The sequence below is a fragment of the Pseudoteredinibacter isoporae genome (assembly GCF_040372805.1).
In the GTDB taxonomy this organism is placed as follows: Bacteria; Pseudomonadota; Gammaproteobacteria; order Pseudomonadales; family Cellvibrionaceae; genus Pseudoteredinibacter; species Pseudoteredinibacter isoporae_A.
Genome location: NZ_BAABWJ010000003.1, coordinates 72,599 through 96,642 on the forward strand (window position 1 = coordinate 72,599; position 24,044 = coordinate 96,642).

General features: G+C 50.6%; 20 protein-coding genes and 1 tRNA gene. 7 read left to right on the forward strand and 14 right to left on the reverse strand.

Going from position 1 to position 24,044, the window contains the following annotated elements; all coding sequences use genetic code 11:
* Positions 1–36: 36 nt before the first annotated feature.
* The gene (locus ABWW03_RS08465; RefSeq protein ID WP_353407655.1) at positions 37–2,121 is read left to right on the forward strand and encodes a TonB-dependent receptor; all 2,085 of its coding nucleotides are present in this window, start codon (positions 37–39) and stop codon (positions 2,119–2,121) included.
* Between the two features lie 10 nt (positions 2,122–2,131).
* On the opposite strand, the gene ABWW03_RS08470 is transcribed toward ABWW03_RS08465, so the two are convergent.
* Positions 2,132–2,659: a PepSY-associated TM helix domain-containing protein gene (locus ABWW03_RS08470; protein ID WP_353407656.1), complete on the reverse strand. Its 528-nt coding sequence runs from the start codon at positions 2,657–2,659 to the stop codon at positions 2,132–2,134.
* Between the two features lie 176 nt (positions 2,660–2,835).
* Between ABWW03_RS08470 and ABWW03_RS08475 the strand changes: the two genes are divergently transcribed.
* A tRNA-Leu gene (locus ABWW03_RS08475) sits at positions 2,836–2,922 on the forward strand.
* A 216-nt stretch (positions 2,923–3,138) separates the two neighbouring features.
* Here the strand turns inward: ABWW03_RS08475 and ABWW03_RS08480 are convergent.
* A complete protein-coding gene (locus tag ABWW03_RS08480; protein WP_353407657.1) occupies positions 3,139–4,278 on the reverse strand; it encodes an acyltransferase family protein in 1,140 nt (379 codons plus the stop codon).
* A gap of 198 nt (positions 4,279–4,476) precedes the next feature.
* On the opposite strand from ABWW03_RS08480, the gene ABWW03_RS08485 reads away from it, so the two are divergent.
* Positions 4,477–5,025 (forward strand): DUF924 family protein, encoded by a 549-nt coding sequence (locus ABWW03_RS08485; protein WP_353407658.1) that lies wholly within the window; start codon positions 4,477–4,479, stop codon positions 5,023–5,025.
* A gap of 86 nt (positions 5,026–5,111) precedes the next feature.
* Here ABWW03_RS08485 and ABWW03_RS08490 read toward each other — a convergent pair whose 3' ends face one another.
* The 4 genes from ABWW03_RS08490 to ccoG all read right to left on the reverse strand — a co-directional run bounded on the left by ABWW03_RS08490 (position 5,112) and on the right by ccoG (position 9,739).
* Entirely contained in the window at positions 5,112–5,873 is a 762-nt protein-coding gene (locus ABWW03_RS08490) for a MipA/OmpV family protein (protein WP_353407659.1), read from the reverse strand.
* Between the two features lie 98 nt (positions 5,874–5,971).
* Entirely contained in the window at positions 5,972–7,312 is a 1,341-nt protein-coding gene (locus ABWW03_RS08495; protein ID WP_353407660.1) for a sensor histidine kinase, read from the reverse strand.
* The gene (locus ABWW03_RS08500) at positions 7,305–7,982 is read right to left on the reverse strand and encodes a response regulator transcription factor (RefSeq protein WP_353407661.1); all 678 of its coding nucleotides are present in this window, start codon (positions 7,980–7,982) and stop codon (positions 7,305–7,307) included. The genes ABWW03_RS08495 and ABWW03_RS08500 overlap by 8 nt, the downstream gene beginning before the upstream one ends.
* Positions 7,983–8,263: 281 nt before the next feature.
* On the reverse strand, positions 8,264–9,739 hold the full coding sequence (gene ccoG, locus ABWW03_RS08505; protein ID WP_353407663.1) for a cytochrome c oxidase accessory protein CcoG: 1,476 nt from the start codon (positions 9,737–9,739) through the stop codon (positions 8,264–8,266).
* Between the two features lie 124 nt (positions 9,740–9,863).
* On the opposite strand from ccoG, the gene ABWW03_RS08510 reads away from it, so the two are divergent.
* Positions 9,864–11,267 (forward strand): PLP-dependent aminotransferase family protein, encoded by a 1,404-nt coding sequence (locus ABWW03_RS08510; RefSeq protein WP_353407664.1) that lies wholly within the window; start codon positions 9,864–9,866, stop codon positions 11,265–11,267.
* A gap of 53 nt (positions 11,268–11,320) precedes the next feature.
* Here the strand turns inward: ABWW03_RS08510 and ABWW03_RS08515 are convergent, their stop codons facing one another.
* Complete coding sequence (locus ABWW03_RS08515) at positions 11,321–11,629, reverse strand: UrcA family protein (protein WP_353407665.1); 309 nt, start codon at positions 11,627–11,629, stop codon at positions 11,321–11,323.
* 226 nt (positions 11,630–11,855) lie between these two features.
* On the reverse strand, positions 11,856–12,434 hold the full coding sequence (locus ABWW03_RS08520; RefSeq protein ID WP_353407666.1) for a TetR/AcrR family transcriptional regulator: 579 nt from the start codon (positions 12,432–12,434) through the stop codon (positions 11,856–11,858).
* A 231-nt stretch (positions 12,435–12,665) separates the two neighbouring features.
* Between ABWW03_RS08520 and ABWW03_RS08525 the strand changes: the two genes are divergently transcribed.
* Positions 12,666–13,871: a CaiB/BaiF CoA transferase family protein gene (locus tag ABWW03_RS08525; protein WP_353407667.1), complete on the forward strand. Its 1,206-nt coding sequence runs from the start codon at positions 12,666–12,668 to the stop codon at positions 13,869–13,871.
* 26 nt (positions 13,872–13,897) lie between these two features.
* Positions 13,898–14,773 carry a crotonase/enoyl-CoA hydratase family protein gene (locus ABWW03_RS08530; protein WP_353407668.1) on the forward strand — a complete coding sequence of 292 codons (876 nt, stop codon included), beginning with the start codon at positions 13,898–13,900 and terminating at the stop codon, positions 14,771–14,773.
* Positions 14,774–14,779: 6 nt separating this feature from the next.
* Here ABWW03_RS08530 and ABWW03_RS08535 read toward each other — a convergent pair whose 3' ends face one another.
* Genes ABWW03_RS08535 through ABWW03_RS08545 form a run of 3 tightly spaced genes read right to left on the reverse strand, consistent with a single transcriptional unit; the run spans position 14,780 to position 17,858 of the window.
* A complete protein-coding gene (locus ABWW03_RS08535; protein WP_353407669.1) occupies positions 14,780–15,187 on the reverse strand; it encodes a GFA family protein in 408 nt (135 codons plus the stop codon).
* 47 nt (positions 15,188–15,234) lie between these two features.
* Positions 15,235–16,464, reverse strand: coding sequence for a hypothetical protein (locus ABWW03_RS08540; RefSeq protein WP_353407670.1), 1,230 nt, complete (start codon positions 16,462–16,464; stop codon positions 15,235–15,237).
* The gene (locus tag ABWW03_RS08545; protein ID WP_353407671.1) at positions 16,461–17,858 is read right to left on the reverse strand and encodes an amidohydrolase; all 1,398 of its coding nucleotides are present in this window, start codon (positions 17,856–17,858) and stop codon (positions 16,461–16,463) included. Before ABWW03_RS08545 ends, ABWW03_RS08540 begins: the two co-directional genes overlap by 4 nt.
* Positions 17,859–18,031: 173 nt before the next feature.
* Between ABWW03_RS08545 and ABWW03_RS08550 the strand changes: the two genes are divergently transcribed.
* Entirely contained in the window at positions 18,032–19,339 is a 1,308-nt protein-coding gene (locus ABWW03_RS08550; RefSeq protein ID WP_353407672.1) for an APC family permease, read from the forward strand.
* Positions 19,340–19,341: 2 nt separating this feature from the next.
* Here ABWW03_RS08550 and ABWW03_RS08555 read toward each other — a convergent pair whose 3' ends face one another.
* The 3 genes from ABWW03_RS08555 to ABWW03_RS08565 all read right to left on the reverse strand — a co-directional run bounded on the left by ABWW03_RS08555 (position 19,342) and on the right by ABWW03_RS08565 (position 24,008).
* Positions 19,342–20,667: an ATP-grasp domain-containing protein gene (locus tag ABWW03_RS08555; RefSeq protein WP_353407673.1), complete on the reverse strand. Its 1,326-nt coding sequence runs from the start codon at positions 20,665–20,667 to the stop codon at positions 19,342–19,344.
* Between the two features lie 219 nt (positions 20,668–20,886).
* Entirely contained in the window at positions 20,887–21,444 is a 558-nt protein-coding gene (locus ABWW03_RS08560) for a DUF6702 family protein (protein ID WP_353407674.1), read from the reverse strand.
* 86 nt (positions 21,445–21,530) lie between these two features.
* Positions 21,531–24,008: a M1 family metallopeptidase gene (locus ABWW03_RS08565; RefSeq protein WP_353407675.1), complete on the reverse strand. Its 2,478-nt coding sequence runs from the start codon at positions 24,006–24,008 to the stop codon at positions 21,531–21,533.
* Positions 24,009–24,044 lie beyond the last annotated feature (36 nt).

Sequence of the window (24,044 nt, forward strand, 5' to 3'; positions counted from 1 at the left end):
CCATCAGACCGAATCACCGAACCCTGCAAGAAAGTTATGCGCACACACCCCCTGCTGCTATCGCTCCTAAGCGCGGCAATTGCTCCCTATCCCGCCATTGCCCGAGAGGCCATCGAAGAAGTCTGGGTGACCGCGGTCCGCCAACAGGCGACTCTTGAAGACCTGCCTTATGCCAGCTACAGCGTAAACGAGGACTCACTAAAACAAGCTCGTAGCTTGCCAGAGTCTCTCGCCGGCCTGCCCGGCGTCAGTATCCAGAAAACCGCCAACGGCCACGGCTCTCCTTTTATTCGAGGCTTTACCGGCTACCGCACCCTCGCCCTCATTGACGGCGTTCGTTACAACAACTCGGTGTATCGCGATGGCCCCAGTGAATACTTTGGCTTGATTGACAGTCAGAGTTTGGCGGGCCTTGAACTCATCAATGGCCCGGCTTCGGTTCTGTACGGTAGCGATGCCATCGGCGGCACCTTAAATCTGCACAGCAAACCTCCCGAAGCCTTCGATGGCGACGGTTTCAGTCAGAGTTTTCGCCAGCAACTGCGCTGGAGCAGTGCTGAAAACAGCCTGCGCAGCCGCTCTGAAATCGAGTTGGGTGAAGGCGGGGGTTGGGGCCTACTCGCTGGTTTCAGTTATAAGGATTTTGGCAATATTGAAGCCGCTGATCTGGGTCGCCTGCCCACCAGCGGCTATCGCGAGCACAGCTACGACTTGCACTACAAAAAGCAGATCAATGAGCAATGGCAGCTTCAAGCGCTTTACCAGAATCTTCACCAAGACGATGTCTGGCGTACCCACTCAACGGTCTACGCCAAGCCCTTCGCCGGCACCCAAAGCGGCAGCGATCTGCATCGCAGCAAAGATCAACAACGTCGCCTGGCCTATATCAAACTGATTGGCGAAACCGAAAGCCACTGGCTGGAGCGCACCGAAATCACCTTGTCACAACAAGAATGGCTGGAGTTCGGACAGCGACAGAGAAGTGATGAGCAATGGATCATGGAACGCTTCGATTCACGCATGAGCGGGCTCGATATCCAACTGCACAGCCAACGAGGGAATCACACGTTCACCTACGGGTTGGATGTTTACCGAGATATTGTCGACAGCGGGCGGCAAGAATTCGACAACCAGAGCCAGCTAACTCAGGAACGTATTCAGGGACCCGTCGGTGATGACAGCCGCTTTAGCCAAGGCGGTGTATACGCTCAATGGCAGTCCCCCATCGCGGATGACTGGCAATGGCAAATGGGCAGCCGCTACACCTGGGTGCGCGCGTCCATCGGTCGCTTTGAAAACCCCGAGAGCGGTCTCGCTGCGAGCTATGCACAACAGTGGAACAATGTTTCCAGTAGCTTGAAAGTGCTGTGGCAACCCCAAGCCGCTTCCTGGCAGGGTTGGTTTGGTCTCAGCCAGGCCTTTCGCGCCCCGAATATTGCCGATCTCAGTCGCTTCGGAACCAGCCGTAGCAATGAAACCGAGGTAGCGGCCGTCAACTTAAATCCCGAACGATTTTTAACGGGCGAAGCCTCATTTCGTTGGTCAAACCTCGATGCAGATCGTGGCGCTCAGTGGCAGATCAATGCGTTCTACACTGATATCACAGACTACATCAGCAGCACACCAACCGGGCGTATCGTGAAGGGTCAAATTGAAGTGAGTAAAGCCAACAGCTCCAACGGCCATATGCACGGAATGGAGTTGAGCGGGCAATGGAGATTTAATCAGCACTGGCAACTGAGCGCCAATAGCAGCTGGGTGCACGGTGAGCAAAGCCTCCCGACAGTCAGTAGTGATCAGTATTTCAGCCGCACTATGCCATTCAGCGGATCACTTGCCCTCACCTGGAACCATCAGGGCCATACCGTTGAAGTAGCGCTACGCCACAGCCGCAAAGCCGATCACTTGAGCCCCGCCGATCGTGAAGACACACAGCGCATTCCTCCTGGAGGCACCCCAGCCTTTACCTTGCTCGACATCCGCAGTGAACACCCGCTTGGCCATCTGGGAAATTGGTATCTGGACCTCAACAACCTAACTGACGAAGCCTACCGCTGCCATGGCTCGGGGATTAATGAACCTGGGCGTGGAATCAGTTTGGGCGTGGATATTCGCTGGTAGGCCGCAAGCCCTAGCGTTGGTTGATGCGTCGCCTTTTACGAGCTCGAGCCATCAGGGTAATCACGAACAAGTACATGCCGGTTATCGACAAGGCCAGCAAAACCAGAGAGGCCGGCAAGAACAGACCAAGCTTGGCGCTATCGTGAAAAAAGCTGCCATCATGGATGGCCTCGATGACGTCTGAACGACGAAAATCCAGGTGCAGCACCTCGCCAGATTGCTGATCGAGCTGCATTTCATAACCATTGCGACTCTGAAGCTTGATCACACCCTTGCCCGGACGTACATCCAAACGCTTGATATCACTCCAGTCTTCCACCGCCAATAAAGGCTCAGCTTGGGCCCTGGCAAGCATATCCCCATAGGACAAGGTTGGCGCACCTGCCTGCCCCTTAATGGTTGGGGGCTGAATCCAATCACTCTCCTTTTTCAGCAATAACAGTACCCCGGAACCAATCATAATCAACACCGGCAAGACACACAGAATGGCTCCCCAGAAGTGAATTTTACGATTTAGGCGGTGCGACTTGGCGCTCATAGTCAGGATCTTCGTGGTATGGAACGGCTTGCCCTCTTAGAGGGCAGGCCATGTTAGCAGTTCAACAAGTGTCGGCAAGTACTTTAAAAAACCCCAATTAAAATAAACACTTGACCCCGCAAAAGTCACTGCTATAATCACGCCCTCTTTGCAGCGCACCCGCGTTCGCCCTCTGTGCCGGAGTGGTGAAATTGGTAGACACGTCGGATTCAAAATCCGATGCTAGCGATAGCGTGCCGGTTCAAGTCCGGCCTCCGGTACCATTCTATTTCCTTTGATTCTACTCTTGCCGCTTCGGCTCGATTTTGTATCGTTCAACTCAACACTTCCTATTGAAAACGCGTTGGCCTGAGTCGGTAAGAAACCGCGAGCACATCGATTCATCAGCCAGCCAGCCAGCCAGCCAGCCAGCCAGCCAGCCAGCCAGCCAGCCAGCCAGCCAGCCAAGCGTAAAACCCTATAACTGATACTGCCCAGCACTACCCCAGCCTTTTCCCATTCAATCGTTCCCCTATCCAGCTTGACCGAACCCAATGATGGTATGTCCAGAAACAAACGGCATAGGTGCCAGTACACGTAATCAAAAACTTGATTTCAGCCGCGATTGGCCAGAAGTACATCGGCAGCGCAATGACAATCAGAGGAATGGAATGAAAAATAAAAACCCAATAAGCACTGTCTGATACGTATCGCACAAACCTGTTAAAGCGATGGAAGCCGTGCGTAAACAAACCGATAAAGGCACAAATAAAACTGTATATGGAAATGGCCGTGAAAACCGACAGGGCCATATGCCAAATGAATTGGTCAGCCGCATTGGTTTTCAACGAAAAACAAGCAAAGGCAAACAATAAACACAGGACCGCCACCAACAGTGTCCACCACCGGTACTTCATTAACGGTTTCAACTGCCCCAGATTTTGATAAAGCACCCACCCCAAAACAAAACAAAGACCAAAGAAGAGAAAAACGTCCCACTGTGGAATAAAACTCAAGCTGGCCCCTATTCGCCCGGAGTCGTGCAGACTGCCTAACGCAGCCATGAGCATTACACAGGGAAAAATAACTGAGGCGGACATCAAGCTGAATCCTTGTTTCTTCACAAAGGCATTCATACGCTCAAGTACCGGTGGCTTAAAAAATAACTTGATGCAAAATAGAAACAACAGAAGGTAGTACAAAAACCAGAGGTTGTGAGTGTTGTCGAACAGGTTTCGTCCCGTCCCGTCTAATACACCCACATCGAAGCCCAGCTCACCGTCACGCATGAGGTTATAGGCCAGTATTCGCAGGGCTCCCATAATCAGTGACAGAACCGGCAAAAACAATAAAAATGGCAACAACAGTCGCTGCATTCTGTTTTGCCACATCGCGTCGAATCCACGCCTGTCTAACAACAGGGCGGTAAAAAATCCCGAGAGCGCAAAAAAGACTGGCATCCGAAAGGTGTTAATGGTGATCAGCAAGACATCCAAGCTGAAAGAACGCATAGGATCCCAATAGTAATCCCTTATATCCATCACGGTATAGAGTTGAGCGGTATGCAACACCACCCCCAAGCACATCATCAATGCTCTCAGAACATCCAATCCGTGATAACGCTCATGTTGATCGCTCATGCAGCCTCCTTAAAACGCTCATGATAGCGATCAAGATTCGTTCGACGCTTCCGAATTTTCAATATTCGTCATCACTTCACGCACAACGTTTATGCGTTTTTAAAATCAGACACCAATGTTTCTACCAATGACCGTCTATGGCACTATTCAGTGCATTGGATCAAGCAAGAAGATAACACGCTCCCGGAGGTACCCAGCATGACCAACACCTGGATTGACGACGTTCTATCCTTTTGGTTTCACGAGCTCGAGCCACGCCAATGGTTTGTTAAGGATGATGCGCTGGATCATTTGATCAGCACACGGTTTTCCGGTCTTCATGCCGAACGATCAGGGAATAACGTCAGCGAATTGATTGGCGATGCCCGCACCGCATTGGCCGCGATCATTTTATTTGATCAGTTTTCCCGAAACATGTTTCGTGGAACGGCACAAAGCTTCGCCAGCGACGGCATTGCTCTGGAAATCGCCCGGCATATCGTCGACCAGCAATGGGACGAAAGCATGAATAAGAACGAGAGGTCCTTTGTGTATCTGCCGTTTGAACACAGCGAAAACATGGCTGATCAGGATCGAGCCGTAGAATTGATGTCCGCTCTTGGAGATGAGAACCAAACATATTACGCACACGCCCATCGAGATATCATTGCCCGCTTCGGTCGATTCCCTCATCGCAATGATATTCTCGGACGGACATCGACGGCTGAAGAGTTAACGTTTTTGTCCCAACCCAATAGCGGCTTCTAGAATGAGTAGTACTGTATCTGCCAAGAAAAACACCCAGCGGCAAGTTTGGGCCCGCTGGGCAAACGGAGAACTTCCAGGAAGCCTTGTTAAAAACGATAGACGTAACCAATACCAACACTGAAGGTGTTATCCCGATCAACAATGGGGCTGTCGGTCACTTCGGTCGAAAAGGCTTCATACTCGGCATTGACTATGATGGAGTGACGCTTCATGAATGGGTATATGGCGGTCACACCAGCACTGTAATTGACGCCGGCATCAGGGCGATAGAACGCTCTATCCGGGCGTACATATTGTTGCCTCACACCATAAAAATACTGATTCACCTCTTCGCTCACCCACTGAACACCGATACCAGGCTGGACCCTGACCGGCCCTAGAGATATCGGGAAGGCATAGGCCAGCTCGGCCGTGTAGCCATCGTGAGCGCCGCTGATATCTCCCCCAACCGAGAAACTCAACTCCCCCCAATCGGCCTCATGGGAGACACCGATCTCGCCCATCACAACGCTATCAAAATCCGGCATATCTGAAAGCAGGCGACTCTTGTCTCGATCACTGTCACCAATACCCTCCAGGGACAGCGAAGACGTTAGCGACCAGGCATTATCCTCATAGAGAACGTAGCCAAGTGAGGGGCCTTGAAAATAAAAATTGCCCCAACGGGCCTGAATAAAAGGGAAAGGCTGCACTTCATCTTTCCCTCCCACGTAAAGCGACTGATCGTTTGCGACCATGATTCCCAGTGCAAACTCACGGCCCTCATCGTCATAATCATCTTCTTGAGCTGATGCTCCAAGAATGATTCCCGACAAGCAGGCTGCGGTAAGAAGCTGAAAAAACCTCATGCTGGTATTCCTCTTGGTTTAAGATAGCAAGCATCTTAAAAACCACTGGGTATCCAACAGGTGTAGCTGAACGGCTCAACATCGCCTTTACACAGGTATCAATAAGTCAGCAGGCACACGCGGCCTTTGTCAGTAATCTCACAAGCGTAATTCCAACCCATCCGTTCAGCGATTTGCTCAACAAGATCCAGGCCCAAACCAAATCCGACCTGCTCCGAGTCTGAAACTTCATATGACGATTGATTCCCAGCTTCCCAATTCAAAATTGTAAGGGAGCCTGGACTCACATTGACCTCAACACCACCTTCTTGTGTGTGCTGAAAGGCGTTGCGAATGAGATTGGAGATCAAAATCGAACAAAAAACCAAAGGGACATCAACCGGGCAGCTTGGCCCAGAAAATTCGACGGATACCGACTTCCCTTTCAATAAATAACGATTATCGTCAATCGAGTTTTGGCACAGAATTTTGATGTCGATCGTTTCCGTTGGCGGAACAATAGAATCACTGCGATTTAACCACAGCAGGGTTTCTGTCAGCAGCCGCATGTCTCGTACAGAATATTTGATCCGTTCAATAGCGGACTTTTCATCGTCCGACAAACGATCCAGGCTGGAGAACTTGTCCAGCAATTCAAGATTGCCGCTGGCTACGGCAATTGGCGTGCGCAACTCATGGCTCGCATACTGAAGAAATCGATGTTCTTTCTCGACCGTCTCCGCAGTACGTTTAAAGGCCTCGTCCAACTTCTGGGCCACAACGTTCAATTCCTTAAATCGAAAATCGGGAGGACTTCCCTTCAAATCATCAATGGCCAGTTGATCGGCCCATTCGGCGAGAGCGTTCACGGGTTGACTGATTCTTCTGAACAGTAGCAAGGCCAGCATAGAGAAAAGAAAGATAACGAAGATGGCAATATAAAATGCCACATGCTGAACCGCGTCCCGATCTTTGTCTTCGGACTCGGATAACTGAAGCCCTGACACCAAGTAGAGCCACTGCCCTTCTGGCCGACGATAGATGTACAGAAAAACAATCTGGCAACCCTGGCCTTCACACAGATCCTTAAAGCTATCAATCGGGGTGATCTCATCATCGTCATAATCAATATCAACAAAGAAATCAAAATACTCATGTTCATAGCTTTCAGGCTCGAACATGTCTTTTACCGGTTCAGGAATGTCTTCGATGGCCGTGTAGATACGAAAAAAATCGTCCTCAGGAAGTGGGGTCTTCTCGTCCATCTCGTACTTCGACAAATAAGTGGTGATAATCCGCTCAGATTCTGCCTCCATTTTCAACAGCACACCGAGATTGAGAAAAACGGCTGAAATAACAGCAAACATCAACGCGAATATTGTCCCTGTGCCCACAATCCACCACAGCAACAACCCCTTTAAACTGCGGTTGGGCAGCGTAGAAAAACCTTTGTTAAACATCAAGCTCACGCATTACAAAACCGTGATTGGGGACGGTATGAATCAAAGGCTTATCAAAAGGCTTATCAATTTGCTGGCGAAGTCGGTACATGTGCACCTTTAACAAATCCGTATCAGGCACCTCATCTTGCCAAATCGCCCATTCCAGAGCCTTTCGTTTTACTATGTCCGGACAGCTGCGCATCAGTTCCACGAGTATGGTCCACCCTGTAGGCGTCACATCAATGAGTTGACCGGCTCGACGCACCGACTTACTTTGCAGATCCACTTCGAGATCCGCGAGAAACAGACGCTTTGCCTGAGCACTTCGTCTATGAGAAAGGGATTTTATGCGAGCGGCCAGTTCCTCCATTTCGAAGGGTTTCACCAGGTAATCGTCAGTACCCACCTCAAAGCCACTCAGCTTATCGGCTAGCGTGTCTCTTGCGGTTAGCATGAGAACCGGTGTATCGATACCTTTGTTGCGCAAGGCTTCACACACTTCAAAACCATTGAGCTTGGGGAGATTAATATCCAAAAGAATCGTTTGATAGTGATTGTTCAAGGCCAAATTCAAACCGGCTTCACCGTTTGGCGCAAAATCACAATCAATGTCTTCCAGCTTTAGATAAGTCGATATCGTAGTCGCTAAATTGATATTGTCTTCCACCAGTAAGGTTTGAATGGTCATTGCTGACTCCTGATTGTTGATTTTTCGAGTATGCGGCTGTCAGATCGTCACCCCATGAACTATTGGAACAGTCGTTCAACTGGGCTTTTTGATCTCAAAAAGCTCGATTGATTCCCAACAAGGTCGCTGATCAGAAAAATACGTGCGCCCCTGAAGAGTCACTGTCATACCTCAGTTTTCTGGGATAAAAGACGTAATCTAATAGGGTCAAGTTGGCAGCCAAGCTTCAGGCAGTATCCCTGAAGCTTGGTAACTGAGAGGTGTACCTAGAAAGGCAGGAATTAGGGTGTGGTGATTTCTGGGCTGGGTTTAGGGGCAATAAAGGCGACGGTCTGCAACACCCTGGCTTGCTCATCGTCGCTATGAACCGCAGAGATAGCCAATTGGTAGTTGCTTTTTTCCAGGCCCTCAGCCGCAATGCTGATCCGCAGCGGCACCGTAAAGACCTCACCAGCTTCCAGATAATGGCTACGGCGCCCCGTCAATTGAAAGGGCTCAGTGGAATCCAGACCCAAGCTAACCTCCATGGGCTCATTGGACATATTGTTGAGCTTCACAGTGTAAACATTTTCAATGTACCCATTTCGCTCACGGTACAAGTGCACACCCCGATCACGAATGACATCAATAGACAGGGCCTCGCGTCCACCCAGATTGCTGCCAAACAGTGTCGCCATCAGTATCAGGCACACGCTGTAGCCCAACATTCTGGGTTGCCTGATACGCTGCCAAAAGCCGCCCAATGCCTTGGCCGAGGCAAATCGAATAAGCCCTTTCGGGTAACCCATGCGTTCCATAACATTGTCACAGGCATCAATACACAAACCACAGTTGATACACTCGGCCTGCCAGCCATGTCGAATATCAATGTCGGCCGGGCAGACCTGTACACACCAATCGCAATCAATACAGGCTCCCAAGCCTTCCTGCTTGTAGTCGCTGCGCAGCTTGCGCGGGCCTCGTGGCTCACCGCGCTGTTCGTCGTAGGCAACGAGTAAGGTGCTTTGATCGTACATGACAGATTGAAAGCGAGAATACGGGCACATATGCTTGCAAACCTGCTCACGCATATACGACGCATTCAGGTACGTGAGCACAATAAACAGCAGCATCCACAACGTGCTTTCCACCGATATGCTCATGGAAGCAATGTCGCCTAACAACGGCAACATGCCGTAGAAGTAGGCAATAAAGGTAATACCCGTCGCCGCAGCTATAGCTCCCCAAAGAAGATGCTTGGTCACCTTAATTTTCAATTTACTAAGGGACCAAGGCGCCGCGTCCAGGCGAATTCGACGATTGCGATCCCCCTCCACTGCATTTTCAACCCACATGAACATGGTAGTCCAAATGGTTTGTGGACACGCAAAGCCACACCAGACCCGCCCCGCCCATACCGTGACCGCAAATAGAGCGAACGCCGCAATAATGAGCAGACTGGCCAGCAATATGCCATCCTGGGGCCAGAATACCCACCAGAAGATGTGGAATTTCTGCTCGTCCAGATCAAAAAATACGGCTTGTCGCCCATCAATTTGAAGCCAGGGGAACAGAAAAAACGCCAATAACAGCGGTGCTGAAATATAACGACGCAAACGCTGAAAGCGACCTTGAGTCTTACGCACATACACTCGATGCCCTTCATAGAGCTCCTTGTACTGCGGCTCAATAGCCGGCGGAGACACATCAATAGACGTCAGCGGGATTTTTTCTGGGGTATCAGTGGTGGTTGCAGGCATCAGGGCAATCTCGGTCATATTATAGGGAAGCAGTCTAGGGCGAAGCCCCCTATAGGTACAGATGCACAAAAATGTTTATAATCAGGTACAGAAATTTAAATAGTGCATCTGTACCGACCATTTTTTGGGAATCTGTACCGCCATGAGCAACTACCTGTATCACCAGCTCGAACAACGCCTGCGCCGGCAGATCGAATCTGGCCAACTGGCGCCCGGCGTTAAATTGCCCTCGATTCGCCAACTCGCCAGTGATGAGCAACTCTCAAAAGCCACCGTACTGAGCGCCTATGAAAGGCTGGAAGCCGATGGACTGATTCAGGCCCGCACCCGTTCTGGCTTTTATGTGTGTATTCCCAAGCAAGAGCTCAGCAGCCCCCCAATCAGCTCGCCACGCGTTATCGCGGAATCCTTGGATCAAGGTCAGATCCTGGTGGACATCATGCAACGCGGCGCCGCTTTCGATTTGTTTCCCGGTCACGACAGTGAACCCAGCAACCGCAAGCTTCAGCGCTGTCTCGGCCGAGCCCAACGCCAACAAAGCAGCGCCCAATATCTCTATTACGATGAGCCTTTGGGTATGCTGTCCCTGCGCAAACAAATCAAACAGCTCATGGCGCATGGCGGGGCCAAAGTCCATGAAGATGATATTGTGGTGTCCCATGGCTGCCAGCATGCCCTGCTGCTGGCCCTGTTGGCCTGCACACAACCTGGCGACGTGGTCGCCATTGAGTCCCCTGGGTTTTATGGCAGTTTGCAACTGATTGAAGCGCTGGGCTTAAAAGCTTTGGAATTACCCTGCTCAGCCGATGACGGACTCAGCCTCGACGCCCTGCGACTGGCCACACAACACTGGGATATTTCGGCTTTGATATGCTCGCCGTGTTTTGCCACTCCAACCGGTGCCAGCATGACCGAAGAAAACAAGAAGGGGTTATTGAACATTGCACGCGAATACAACTTCGCGCTCATTGAAGATGATATCTACGGAGAGTTGTATTTTGGACAGCAGCGACCTCGAAGTCTGTACTCATACGATCAGGACGGCATCGTAATTCAATGCTCTTCTTTTTCGAAAAATCTGTCTCGGGATTTACGCTTGGGCTGGATAGCCCCCGGCCGATTCCATCGTGAAGTACTTAAAGCCAAACTGGCCACAAGTTTGGCGGTTCCTCAGTTGAGCCAACAGGGTTTAAGTTTTTATATTGCCGAAGGAGGCTTTGAAAAACACCTGAGAAGAAAACGCGCGCAATACAAAGAACGCTATCAGGAAATGCGTCATTTGATACAACAGCACCTACCTGAGGAAACACGCTGCAGCCAGCCTCAAGGGGGGCTTGCCGCTTGGTTAGAGCTGCCGTCATCGATCGACACATTGGAATTGTATAAAAAAGCAATCGACCGAGGCATCATTTTGACACCGGGCCGGCTATTTACTGCACAGGAAAATTATCGTCAGTTTTTACGGATGAGCTTTGCCCACCCCTGGACAAACAACCGCATCAACGCGTTCAAAACCATTGCTGAGATGATTGCGACTCAACAATAAAAGATCGCCGGAGCATAACTCGTATGCTCCAGCTCACCGACAACACCATGGCATTAGCGTGTCGCCAGCTTCACTTTCTTCATCGCTGCATCAACTGCGTCTTTTGAACAACGCTTGCTTTGCGCAATGCGACTGACAGATCGACTGCTCATCGATTCACTCACTTCACAGACTTTATCTGCCGCAGTGCGCAAACGATGCTGCAGTGCTTTCTGATCTTCCATCTTATGCAGATTGAGATCAGAGTAGCTGACGATCTTTTCACTGACGGACTTGCCAACAATCGCTTGTGCACTGCTTGCGATGAACAATGCCATGACAGTGGCGCTTACGAGGGTGATTTTTTTGCTATTGCTATTCATGCTGATTTCCTTTTTAGGTTTGCTATGGACTGCTATATTGTTTTTGTGTCATAACCTTAGACGGAATATATTGGAAAAAGGATAGGGCAAACGTTCAACAGAGCACTTACAGCGATAAAAGGATTTAACTCACAGGAGCATCAATACAGCGCAAACTTACTTAAGTTGCTGTTCCGTAAAAAGAAAACGGAAAATTGGAAAGAAAAATAAAGGCAAAGGGAAAATGTTAACTCTTCAACAACTGATCCAGCGTCAGTAATAACTGCTCAGCAAAATCTTCATTGAGCGGCGCATGATGACTCATCATGCGATACCAAATAACACCAAAGAGAATATCCAGTAGAAATTCTATACGCTCAGGATGTAAAGCCTGAGCTTGAGGATGCCGCTCTAAAATGCTTAGCAACAACTCGCGGCGCGGTTGCGCGTATCTCCGCCAGACTTCCTGTGCAAAAATCTCATCCGCCTGTGCCTCTGCCATCATGGCGGTAAACAGTTGCCCGAGCTGGTTGGCCGTCGCGAAGGTTTCTCTTAAAAAACGCGAGAGCAAGGACTGGAAATCCCCGCCACCCAGCTCGAAAGCATTGCCCTGCACAATATCCACACTGGCATCAAGCAACAGCTCACGTTTATCTTTATACCAACGATAAATCGTACTGCGGCTTACCCCAGCGGATTTAGCAACCGCATCGATCGACACTCGCTCATACCCTTCTTTCGCCGCCGCAGCGACAAAGGCGTCCAATACCGCTCGCCGTACCTCTTCACTGCGAGGTCGGCCTCGTACTGCTTTTTCTACCGGCATGTCATTACTCTTTTAAGCGTCTAATCAAAGCCTTACGCGGTTTCCCTTCGACGAAACGGACCCGGCTTTTGCAAGTGTCATTGTAACTCAAGTCTCTCGGTTATTTACAGTACAAAGTGTATCGTATATATTTTCCCTCAATGAATGGGTGTTTCAACACCACCCATGACCAGCACGCACTGTCGCACAGCGGCATGCATTCACGCAGATAACCATAATGGAAGTGCCCACATGTCTGTTCACAACGATCAGGAATACAACGAGATGGCTAACCGTGGGCCACTCAGCGGCGTCCGGATTATTGACTGCACCACGGTCATCGCTGGCCCACTCTGCACTCAGATGTTGGCCGATCAAGGGGCCGAAGTGATCAAGATCGAACCGTTGGAGGGGGATCTGGTTCGTAATCTCGGCCCGATATTGGCGCCGGGGTTGTCGGCTACCTTTTTGAGCTTGGCTCGCAATAAACAGTCTTTGGCACTGGATCTGTCCCAAACCGAATCTCAGGCATTAATTGCCCGCCTCTGCCAAGACGCCGATGTCTTCATCTGCAACAGTCGTCCGGGCGTTATGGCCAGACACAATCTGGACTACAACACCCTAAAGCAGGGCAACCCCAAACTTGTCTATGCGGCAATTACCGGATTCGGTGACAGCGGCCCGATGGCCGAGCAGCGTGCTTACGATCCAATCATTCAGGCGCTTTCGGGAATGGCTTCACTACAGAACCCAAGTCAGCTGCTGGGGCAAACCATTTGCGATAAAACGACCGGTATCACCGCTTGCCAAGCAGTCACTGCGGCTCTATTCCAAGCCGAACGCTGTGGACAGGGACAGCTTGTAGAACTGTCCATGCTGGAGGCGGCAATCGGTTTTTTGGCCTGCGATGCCTTTTGGCCCATCGCCGCCCCAGGGCGCGAACTCAACTACCCGGACTTCAAACGCGTCTATATCCCCTGGCAAACCCAGGATGGCGAGATTGTGCTGGTGATTTTGGCCGACAAGGAATTCGTCGGATTTGTTGAAGAATTTCAGGTCCAGCATTTATTGGACGACCCCCGTTTTAGCAGCATGCAAGACCGATTCGCGCACTGGGATGAATTGGTCGATACGCTGAAACCCCTGTTCTTGAGCCAAAACAGCACAGAAGTTCTAAAGCGCCTCTGGCGTGCGGATGTGCCCGCCGCCCCCATCAACACCATTACCCAGCTGCCGGATGACAAACAGATACAAGCCAGCAATATGATTGATTACGCCGAACACAGCATTGCCGGAAAATATTCTCGGGTAGCCATGGCGGCCAACTTTTCTCTGCAAACTGAAGTGCCTTATCAAGAAGCACCAAGCCTGGGCCAACACAGTCACGACATTTTAAAGGCCGCCGGCTTGAGCGAAGACGAAATACAGTCACTGATCAAAAACGGCGTCTGCCGCTGATTACTTATTAAATAGAGAGAACCCTTATGACTTCATCAACCGTTGAATACCAAGTGAAGGATCGCATCGCGACCTTGACGTTGAATCGCCCCGAGCGCTTGAACGCGATCAATGACCGCCTGCCTTCCGATCTACGCAAAGCCGTCGAAAAAGCCGAACGAGACCCCGAGGTGCATGTGATTATTTTGCAGGGCGCCGGCAAAGGCTTTTGCGGTGGTTACGATCTGGTTCAATATGCCCAGGAAGATTCCGGCGAGATTCATGGCAGCCAGGAGATGCCCTGGGATCCGACCGAAGACTACGCCATGATGTCGCGCAATACTGAAGACTTCATGTCACTCTGGCGAGCACGCAAACCCACTATCTGCAAAATTCATGGTGCTGCTGCGGCCGGTGGCAGCGATATCGCTTTGTGTTGCGATATGATTATCATGGCGGACGATGCCCGCATCGGTTACCCACCCGCGCGAGTCTGGGGCGTGCCAACCACCATGATGTGGGTCTATCGCCTGGGTGTGGAAAAAGCCAAACGCATGCTGTTCACCGGTGATTTGGTCAGCGGAAAAGAAGCGGAAGAGATGGGTTTGATTTTAAAATCCGTGCCACTGGAGCAGCTCGACGATGAAGTCATGACATTGGCCAATCGCATCAAAGGCGTACCGCGCAATCAATTAATGATGTGCAAAATGACCGTCAATCAAGCCTATGAAAGCATGGGTTTAAAGCAAACCCAAATGTTCGCCACCATCTTTGATGGCGTTGCCCGCCACTCCCCCGAAGGTCTGTGGTTCCGGGAACGGGCTCAGGAAGTCGGCTTTAAACAAGTCGTCGCAGAGCGCGATGGCGGCGGCAATATTGCCGAGGGTGTCAGCAAGCACATGCCGCTGGACGATTTTGAATAGATTCCGTTAGGTCTGTCGGGCCTTAGCCAATTGCTCCCACCAGGGAGCCATATCGTCGAGATGAATTTCCCGAGTAATCGCTGCTGTATAGGGCGTATCAAAGCAACCCAGAGCAACCGCAAGCCACTCCGACCATTCGCCTTCGGTATATCCCCAGGTTAGATTCGAACCACACTCAGAGCAGAAGCAACGCTCCACAGCCCCAGAAGAGGCAAAACGCTTTACGGCGTTTTGTCCGCGGGTGTAGCGAAATTCTTCTTGCCGCACCCGCGCATAACTGGCAAATGCAGCGCCGTGTTGTTTTTGACACATAGAACAATAGCAGTGCGATGCGGTAACCGGCTCCGCCAATAGCTCAAAGCAAACCGCCTTGCACAGACAGCTGCCTCGGTAATAAATCCGCTCACTATCCATTGCTTCACCCGGCACCCTCATAACCGTCCCAACATCGTAGACGGTGACTACAAGCTTGGCTTAGTGTACGCCGCCGCTCGATCACCTTTTTGCTGATAACGTTCTCGCAGTAGGTCCTGACGGGAGCGGGTACTGCGCTCTTCGCCATTGATCCACAAACGGACCACATGAGTGCTCAGCTCAAACGGATCACCAGACCACAACACCATATCCTTGCTGCCGGCGGCCAAATAGCCTTGGCCCAAGTCGAATGCCCTTGCCGGGGCTTGCGTGACCGCACGCACCGCAACATCGTGAGGCAGACCGTGAGCCACGGCATTACCGACATGGAAGCGTAGTTGTTGAATATTGTGAGTGTCGCGTTCCGCCAGAATCACTTCCAAACCCGCTCTGTGCAGTTTGGCCGCGGTATCCAAGCGCTGATGCAAAGAATCAAAGCCTTCCGGCAGGTTGCGCATAGGCTCAACAATTACGGCCACTTTCGCTTCTTTCAGCCGATCCGCTACATCCAATGCACCCGCCGCACCGGCAAGCACCATGGAAAAGCCGAAGTCTTTTTTCAGTTTCAACAGCTGGAGAATATCGGCCGGACGATCAGCGCGTGCAAGCAAAGGAAACTCACCAGCGAGTAAACGTTTCAACACTTTGATGTCGTCTTTTACCGGCTTGGATTTACCTTCTTTCTCCGTGGGCTTCTTGGCCTTTTCCAATTTGCTGCGCAGATCTTGAAGATCTTTCGCACGAGAGCCTTTACTCTTGCCGCCCAGAGTAAAATACAGAGCCACATCTGTTTTAAGGCGACTATCGGCATCTGAACTGAGATCGACAGTGAAAGCGCGCCCTTTGAAAGCACCTTTTGAAGATCCGGTAACGACGGCTTGACTGATGCCACCTTTGCGAGCGAAGGGAATCAAAGAAGACTGAAAGTTAAATGCCAGACTTGGGTCAAAGGAAAAGTCGGCCTTATCCTCATGAAAATCTGAAGTCTTTTTAACCGCACTGACTTCAGTCAGACCCAGTTGATTATTGACCGCAATAAACCCCGGGGTCAGCACCTTACCCTGCCCATCGATGACGCGATCAGCACTCAAGACCGTATCGGAAATTTCACTCAGTACGCCGTCCTGGATTAAAACGCTGACCGAGGTTTGGGGTTCGACACCCTCACCGTAAAACTTCACATTATTAATGGCAACACTGTCCGCCAACACTGAAACTGAGGCAAACAAAGCACCAGCGGCTGCGATCTTGCGAAGACAATTATTCACTGATTTCATTGTTGATCCCCCGCTGGCTGCCCCAATAAAAAGTCGCTCTGAGCTTGATACACAGGATCTTCCCGGTCATACACTTTGGCGCCATCAATAAAAACCTGTTCGGCCTTTGCATAAACACTGAAGGGACTTTGATTCCAAATCACGACATCAGCATTTTTACCCATCTCCAGACTGCCGGTTTTATCGGCAAGTCCCAATGAACGCGCCGCATTTAAGGTAATCCAACGAATTGCATCGGCTTCATCCAGATCGTAACCCGCTTCTTTTGCACGGAAGAGAATTTTACCGGCTTCTTGATTCAAGCGCTGAATGGTACTGGCCGAATCGGAATGCACAATCGCACAACCCAGCTTATCGCCGCTGCGGCCGGCATCGACCATAGCCACATTTTCCTGAACCATATCGAAGGCTTCCATCTTGAACCCCCACCAATCCGGCCACATCGCTGCACAGTTTTGATTCTCCGCCAACAGGTCGGCAATCTTGTAGGCTTCCACTGCATGATGAAAGGTGCCGGCGTGATAATTAAACTCTTTTGCGACATCCATCATCATCGCCATTTCTTCGGCCTTGTAGCAATGATTGTGGATAAGAATGTCACCATTCAACACGCCCATCAACGTGTCTTTTTGAAGGTCGCGTTCTGGAGCCTGTTTAACACGGCCCGCATTGTAATCGTCCCAAGCATTTTTATACTCCCAGGCACTCGCCCAGGCTGCGCGATAACCGGCCACGTTACCCATACGAGTGTAGGGACTCACGCCTTTCTTTCCGTACACTCGCTTGGGGTTTTCACCACAGGCCATTTTTAAACCGTAGGGGGCATCGGGAAATTTCATTTCCTGCATGGTTGTCGCAGGAACGTTGCGCAATGTTACACCGCGTCCACCAATCAGGTTGGCTGAACCCGGCAACAATTGCATGGTGGTAATACCACCGGCTCGGGCACGATTAAAGCCCGGATCCTGTGGCCAGAGCCCGTGCTCCGCCCATACTTCAGCTGTTACCGGCGCGGTAATCTCATTGCCGTCCTGATGGGATTCCACCGAGGGTGTCGGATACACGCCAAGGTGGGAATGCACATCGATAATACCTGGGGTCACCCATTTGCCGGTGGCATCCAATTCTTCCACATTGGCGGGCAGCACCAAACCTTTCCCCACCGCATTAACTTTCCCATCCATGATCAGCACGTCAGCTTTATCAAGGCGTTCACCATTCCCGAGCAACACAGTCGCATTGCGAATCATACGATCAGGAGATACCGCCGGCGCGTAAGTGGATGGGAAAGGGTTTTTATTAATGGCAAGCGCTTGGCTGGGCCTGTCCCCGTCACAGGCCACCAAGCCCATTATGGAGATAGCCAAACACGCATGGCGAAATGATTTATGCATGGGTAGATCCTGCGTTGATTTATTCTGCTACTTAATTTACAACGAAAAAGCGCCGGTATAACTCAGAACAATCTTTTAACTTCATCGCAGAAAACCCTCAGCCCAACGCGCAAGAAACTCCTGCAAACGCAATTCGAGCGTGTTACAGTGCCCAAAAAAGAAATAATAAAACCATGAATCAATTGTTTCGAACGCCTACCGCCACCGCAGTCATTATCGCCAATATGGTGGGCACCGGTGTCTTTACCAGCTTGGGTTTTCAGCTTCTTGAAATTCAATCACCGTTTGCCATTTTATTATTGTGGTTAATTGGCGGCGTGATCGCACTCTGTGGCGCATTATGCTACGCCGAACTGGCTGCCAGCCTGCCACGCTCGGGCGGGGAATATCATTTTATTAGTCGAATCTTCCACCCTTCTGCCGGTTTTGTTTCCGGTTGGATATCGGCAACTGTCGGCTTTGCGGCGCCCTCGGCTCTGGTGGCTCTTACCTTTGGGAATTATCTGGCAGCGATTTGGCCGACCCTGAATCCGCAAATGCTCGCATTGGCATTGCTTGCCATTATTACGGTTGTGCACAGCTTGCGACGCAGCAGCTCCAGTCGTTTTCAAACACTGTTCACCCTACTCAAAGTTGGATTGATTATCGGATTCTGTGCCAGCGCCCTATACCTGGCCCCCAGTTTGGAACACATCAGTTTTGCACCTCAAACCAATGATGTTCAATTGATGGGCACGGCCGCATTTGCAGTGTCACTCATCTATGTGAACTACGCTTACACGGGCTGGAATGCCGTCACTTACCTCAGCAGTGAAATTGAGCACCCCCAGCGCAATATCCCGTTGTCGCTGCTGTTGGGAACCGGCACGGTGGTACTGCTGTATATCTTGTTGAACAGCAGTTTCCTGCTACTTGCGCCCATGTCGGAGTTGGCGGGGAAAGTGGAGATTGGCTACATTGCAGCCAAAGCTGCCTACGGAGAGAATGGCGCCAGCATTATGGCGTTTATTCTCGCGCTTCTGCTCATTTCTACGGTAAGCGCGATGCTGCTGGCCGGACCGCGAGTGCTACAGGTTATTGGGCAAGACTACCCACTGTTCCACCGCCTTGGCAAAACCAATCCACAAGACATTCCCAGTACTGCGATTATTGTGCAGGCGGTGGTTACGGCTTTATTTATTGTCAGCGCCAGCTTTGAAAGCATTCTGATTTTTGCCGGTTTCACTCTGAGCTTGAACAGTGTGTTAACGGTGTTTGGCCTGTTAATCCTGCGTCGACGTGAACCCGAATTAGAGCGCCCGTTTCGCATGCCATGGTTTCCTCTGCCCGCCATCATTTATCTGGCCTTGATGCTCTGGAGCTTAAGCTATATAGCGTTACACAAAACCCAACAAGTCTATTTCAGCGCAATACTGATCCTGCTGGGCTTTGTGTTTTACTATGTCACCTGCCTCATCCAAAAGCGCATGACAAAATCCTGATGCTACTGAGCCAGTGCCTGGCCTGGCTCCCCATGCGGCGGCTCACCAAATGGCGCTGAGGCTCGGCGGCGATCGATACGAAAGTTCAAATGCTCTCGCAATAACATCGATTCAAAGGCGGTAAACAGACGCTGCATCTGAGGCTGCTTATAAGGAAAAATATCCACTGGATCCATGGCGTGAACGTTCATCGACGCCCCCACTTCAAAGACCAGCAAATCACCGTCCAGGGTTTCACCGCAATCAATCCCAAGATAATCAAGGCCCGACACTCGATGGATCTGCTGCAGAGCATCGTGATGCCTTTTCGCAAAATCGAGATTAAAGGCGGCCATGGTTTTGGCTTCCTCCTGACGCTTGGTTTCATCATCCAGCATACCCGCGTTCAAATAATGCACCATCCAGTGATCCGAAATGGCCATATGCGCCAAATGCGCTTCACCATCAATCAACATAATCCGGTACTTTCGAAACTGTCCATCCTCACTGCGATAATCCACAAAGCGCGCCAGATAAAATAGATCACCGGTGGTTGTTTCCAAATACTGAACCAGCGCCTCTGGATTGTTCACACACGCCAAATCATTCCCCGCATGGGAATCCAAAGGGCGAACAATCAGCGGAAACTCTGCATCACTCAGCAATTGTGGCAATTCCGATGGATGAACGCACAAATACGACAACTGATCACGACTCACGATGGCATTAATCGGTACATCCAAGCCCGGCAAACCCTGTAGGCGCTGTGAAATCTGATCACGCCCAAGGTTCATCAACGCATTGGGCAGATTGAGAATCGGGCGGGGCCAATCCCCAACCATACTCTGAATAAGCTGCAATGTGTCTCGATTCCGCTCCAGCTCACTTAAAGCCACAATAGCCACATCGTGTTCCGGTAATTGAATGGGGCGTGGCAGTTCCGGACTCACATACAGCAAATCCAACTGAAAGCCCGCACCCTCGGCCAGAAATTCCAACGGTGTATTGCTCATCAAATTTCCCGGTGCGACCAAAGCCAGCACCTTCAAAGGACTGCTGTGAACACGGGGAATCAATTGATAATGTTGCTGCTGCATCAATGCCTCAGCCTGCACGGCCATTGCCGTCGCTTCATCCCCACGCAATTGCAATAAAATCGACAGGTCCAGTAAAGCATTTGCCTCGCCCTGCTCTGCTCTCTGTAACAATTCCTGAGCCTCCAGACTCATATCTTCTCCGGCAAATACTCGGCTCATTAAATACGCCAAACCTTTCAGCGCCATAGGTTCGGCACGATCGGAGACAGGGGTTTCATTTTCCATCGCACGGGTTCGTTGGGCATTGCTCATGTGTTCAGCCTGTTTGTTTGATCATTCAAAAAGTGAGCGAAGATCTGGAGACCCTCTTAGGTCCCCTATTGAGCAAACCCTGTGCCAGGCTGAGAAAGCCTTGCAAAACAGTATCTTAGAAGTGTGGAAAAGCGATAAAAGCGACAGATGCCGCCTGCGAAGGCAAGCGGCGAACGGTAAGCGGCAAGCTCTGGCCGCTTAAATCATGATTTGAGAAGGCTACCAGTGACTCGGCAACTCAATGGATTGCCAATCGTCTCCAGCACTGAAACTCAGGCTCAGAGCCTTGCCATCACCCAAACGGGCGCCCTTGGCATTTCGGGCTTCGATATTGACAGTATTGATCTGCTTGCTCCACAAGGCTCGCAAAGCGCTTTGCTTAATCCAAAGCGCTTGAGGCAGTGGCTGGGGAATATCCGTTTCCTGGTAAACCCAGATAAACTTCCCATCCAGTTCATACCCCAAGGTCTCAAGTTCAATTGGACTCCCATCACCCACTCGCATGGCAAACTCAGCGCTCAAATAATCCGCAAAACGTTGCTGGGTGTTCTTATCACGATAAATATCCGCAGATTTGCCAAACAAATGCTTGATGGCGTGTTCAGCATCATGAAGATAAAAACGGTGAGCCACTTCCAGTTTGCCACTGCGTTGGTTAATCAGAATATTGGTGATGCCGGCCTTTTGCTGGTGCGCGAGGGCCCCCAAACTCAATACCACCAGACAGACAGCCACGATTGATTTCAGTATTTGAGTTGGATTGATTAGGCGTTTCATAAATCTTGCTCACTCTAAAAACAAACAGGCCCCTGTACAGCAAACTGAAACAGGGGCCGGAAGTTTGGCAATCAATTTATCTGAGTTTACTCAGCGTCTTTTTTCTCGCCGTCCTTCTTAGCGTCTTTCTTGTCATCGTCTGTTTTCAGTTCGGTTTTGATATCATTCATGATATCGCGATACACCTTACCGGAACGTTTCTTGGTTTTGAAGGCTTCTACGCGAGACGGGATGATACGACGCGGATAGTGGTTGTTTTCATTGTCCACATCTGCGGTTTCCCAATGTGGGTCAACCACAACACGCTCAAGCACTTTATCTTTCTCAGTCACAATCAGCTTTTTAACCGCTTTTGGCGTGCGGCGCCAAATTTCAGCAGGAATGTATTGATCTTCGACGGTGCCGTCCGTGAAGTGCAATTGCAGCAGAATGGGCATAACCAATCCACCTTTGTTAGAGAAGTCCAGAACATAATAGTTCTTATCTTCTTTAACCGCGCGCTCCAGAGCTTTTCGCTCCCAATCTTTCAAGCCATCAACAAATTTCTTGTACTTATTGCGCTCTTTATTGGTTACGGTAAAGCGATCGTTTTCGTCGTAGAAGTCGCTTACGTCGCTGTTGATATCAACCCACAGTTTGCGACCTTCCGCCTTGTTACGCTCATTGAAGAACGAGGTAGGCTTGTCCTGCTCTTCTTTACGCAAGCGAGCAAAATCAATATCTGGATCGCGGGTGTCCAGACGCAGCTTGTATACGCGATCCAGAGAAATGTCGACATGGTCAGTAGAATAGAACCAACCGCGCCAGAACCAATCCAGATCAACGCCTGAAGCCTCTTCCATGGTACGGAAGAAATCCGCGGGCGTCGGACGCTTAAACATCCAACGCTGGGAATATTCCTTAAAGGCAAAGTCGAACAGCTCACGACCCAGAATCACCTCACGCAAAATATTCAACGCAGCGGCCGGCTTGGTGTAGGCATTGGGGCCCAACTTCAATACCGAATCCGACTGAGTCATGATCGGTACCTGAGTCGAAGACTTCATATAGCTGACGATATCGCGTGGCTCAACACCCCAGGGGATATTCGGGTCCCATTCACGACCGGCAACACCGTCCAGGAAACTGTTCAAACCTTCGTCCATCCAGGTCCACTGACGCTCGTCGCTGTTCACGATCATCGGGAAATAAATATGGCCAATCTCATGGATAACCACACCAATCAAAAAGCGCTTTTCCGCTTGTGAATAGGTACGGCTGCCATCATCACGCAACTCTGTGCGCGGGCCGTTAAAGGTGATCATCGGATATTCCATACCACCTACTGGGCCATTAACCGACTGAGCAACCGGGTATGGGTAATCAAATGAGAAACGCGAGTACACATCCATTGTATGCACGACAGATTCAGTGGAATACTTCTTCCAGAGATCACCACCTTCTTTAGGGTAGAAGGACATGGCCATGACCAAAGGCTGAACCTTACCGCCTTGCTGGTAACCTTTAGCGTCCCACATAAACTTACGGGAAGATGCCCAAGCAAAGTCGCGTACATTATCGGCTTTGAACTTCCAGGTTTTGGTCTTGTTGGTGCCGGCTTTTTCGTTTTCCAACGCTTCTTCTTCAGTCACGATGAAGACAGGACGCTTGGCGGTTTCGGCAGTTTTCAGACGCTGACGCTGTGTAGCGGTCAGTACCTGACCCGGATTCTGCAAAGTACCGGTAGACGACACAATGTGGTCAGCAGGAACCGTCAGTTCAACATCGTAATCGCCAAACTCCAGGGTGAACTCACCACGGCCCAGAAATTCCTTGTTAGTCCAGGCTTCGTAATCGGTGTACGCCACCATGCGAGGGAACCATTGCGCCAACAGGAAGATGTCATTGCCACCTTCGCGGGCATCATCCGGGAAATGCTCATAACCAGAACGCGCCCAAACGGCATTCTCTTCAACGATATTGAACGCAAAACCCAAATCAAACTGGAAACTCTGCCCAGGCTTCAAGGCTTTGGGCAAATCGATGCGCATATTGGTGCCCACGATCGTGTATTTCAAATCACGGCCGGACGCTTTCAGAGAAGTGATGTCGTAGCCCAGTTCATGATCGTCCATAAACTGATGACGACGCAGCTCGGCCAAACTCAACTTGGCAGGGGCACCACTGGCGGCGGCTTTGGTTGCAGGACCACGGCGACCAATACCTGCAAACGCCGTGGTCATTTCAGCCATGGAGTCGTTTTTAAATTTGTTTTGATCCAGCTGAACCCACAAGTATTTCAGGGTGTAAGGTGAATTGTTCTTGTAGTACACCTTCTGGCTGGCTTCGATGCGACGCTTGTCTTCAAGCAGCTTGACCTTGATTTTGTAGTCGACTTCTTGCTGCCAGTACTGCTGCCCGGGCTCACCTGCAGCATTACGGTAGATATTGGGTGTGGGCAGTACTTCATCCAGCTGGCGAAACTTGTCTTCAAAGTCTCCCTTTGTCTGGGAAATTGCCGCTACCGACAACTGGCTTCCAAGACCGGCAAATAACAAACAGGAAAGCAACGTTGCTTTTTTCATAAGCGATAGGCTCGAGTTTGGGTTAATCGAATGAGC

Excerpts from the sequence above, each read along its gene's own strand:
- ABWW03_RS08465 (WP_353407655.1), top strand. The coding sequence starts at position 37 with ATGCGCACACACCCCCTGCTGCTATCGCTCCTAAGCGCGGCAATTGCT.
- ABWW03_RS08470 (WP_353407656.1), bottom strand. The coding sequence starts at position 2,659 with ATGAGCGCCAAGTCGCACCGCCTAAATCGTAAAATTCACTTCTGGGGA.
- ABWW03_RS08480 (WP_353407657.1), bottom strand. The coding sequence starts at position 4,278 with ATGAGCGATCAACATGAGCGTTATCACGGATTGGATGTTCTGAGAGCA.
- ABWW03_RS08485 (WP_353407658.1), top strand. The coding sequence starts at position 4,477 with ATGACCAACACCTGGATTGACGACGTTCTATCCTTTTGGTTTCACGAG.
- ABWW03_RS08490 (WP_353407659.1), bottom strand. The coding sequence starts at position 5,873 with ATGAGGTTTTTTCAGCTTCTTACCGCAGCCTGCTTGTCGGGAATCATT.
- ABWW03_RS08495 (WP_353407660.1), bottom strand. The coding sequence starts at position 7,312 with ATGTTTAACAAAGGTTTTTCTACGCTGCCCAACCGCAGTTTAAAGGGG.
- ABWW03_RS08500 (WP_353407661.1), bottom strand. The coding sequence starts at position 7,982 with ATGACCATTCAAACCTTACTGGTGGAAGACAATATCAATTTAGCGACT.
- ccoG (WP_353407663.1), bottom strand. The coding sequence starts at position 9,739 with ATGACCGAGATTGCCCTGATGCCTGCAACCACCACTGATACCCCAGAA.
- ABWW03_RS08510 (WP_353407664.1), top strand. The coding sequence starts at position 9,864 with ATGAGCAACTACCTGTATCACCAGCTCGAACAACGCCTGCGCCGGCAG.
- ABWW03_RS08515 (WP_353407665.1), bottom strand. The coding sequence starts at position 11,629 with ATGAATAGCAATAGCAAAAAAATCACCCTCGTAAGCGCCACTGTCATG.
- ABWW03_RS08520 (WP_353407666.1), bottom strand. The coding sequence starts at position 12,434 with ATGCCGGTAGAAAAAGCAGTACGAGGCCGACCTCGCAGTGAAGAGGTA.
- ABWW03_RS08525 (WP_353407667.1), top strand. The coding sequence starts at position 12,666 with ATGTCTGTTCACAACGATCAGGAATACAACGAGATGGCTAACCGTGGG.
- ABWW03_RS08530 (WP_353407668.1), top strand. The coding sequence starts at position 13,898 with ATGACTTCATCAACCGTTGAATACCAAGTGAAGGATCGCATCGCGACC.
- ABWW03_RS08535 (WP_353407669.1), bottom strand. The coding sequence starts at position 15,187 with ATGGATAGTGAGCGGATTTATTACCGAGGCAGCTGTCTGTGCAAGGCG.
- ABWW03_RS08540 (WP_353407670.1), bottom strand. The coding sequence starts at position 16,464 with ATGAAATCAGTGAATAATTGTCTTCGCAAGATCGCAGCCGCTGGTGCT.
- ABWW03_RS08545 (WP_353407671.1), bottom strand. The coding sequence starts at position 17,858 with ATGCATAAATCATTTCGCCATGCGTGTTTGGCTATCTCCATAATGGGC.
- ABWW03_RS08550 (WP_353407672.1), top strand. The coding sequence starts at position 18,032 with ATGAATCAATTGTTTCGAACGCCTACCGCCACCGCAGTCATTATCGCC.
- ABWW03_RS08555 (WP_353407673.1), bottom strand. The coding sequence starts at position 20,667 with ATGAGCAATGCCCAACGAACCCGTGCGATGGAAAATGAAACCCCTGTC.
- ABWW03_RS08560 (WP_353407674.1), bottom strand. The coding sequence starts at position 21,444 with ATGAAACGCCTAATCAATCCAACTCAAATACTGAAATCAATCGTGGCT.
- ABWW03_RS08565 (WP_353407675.1), bottom strand. The coding sequence starts at position 24,008 with ATGAAAAAAGCAACGTTGCTTTCCTGTTTGTTATTTGCCGGTCTTGGA.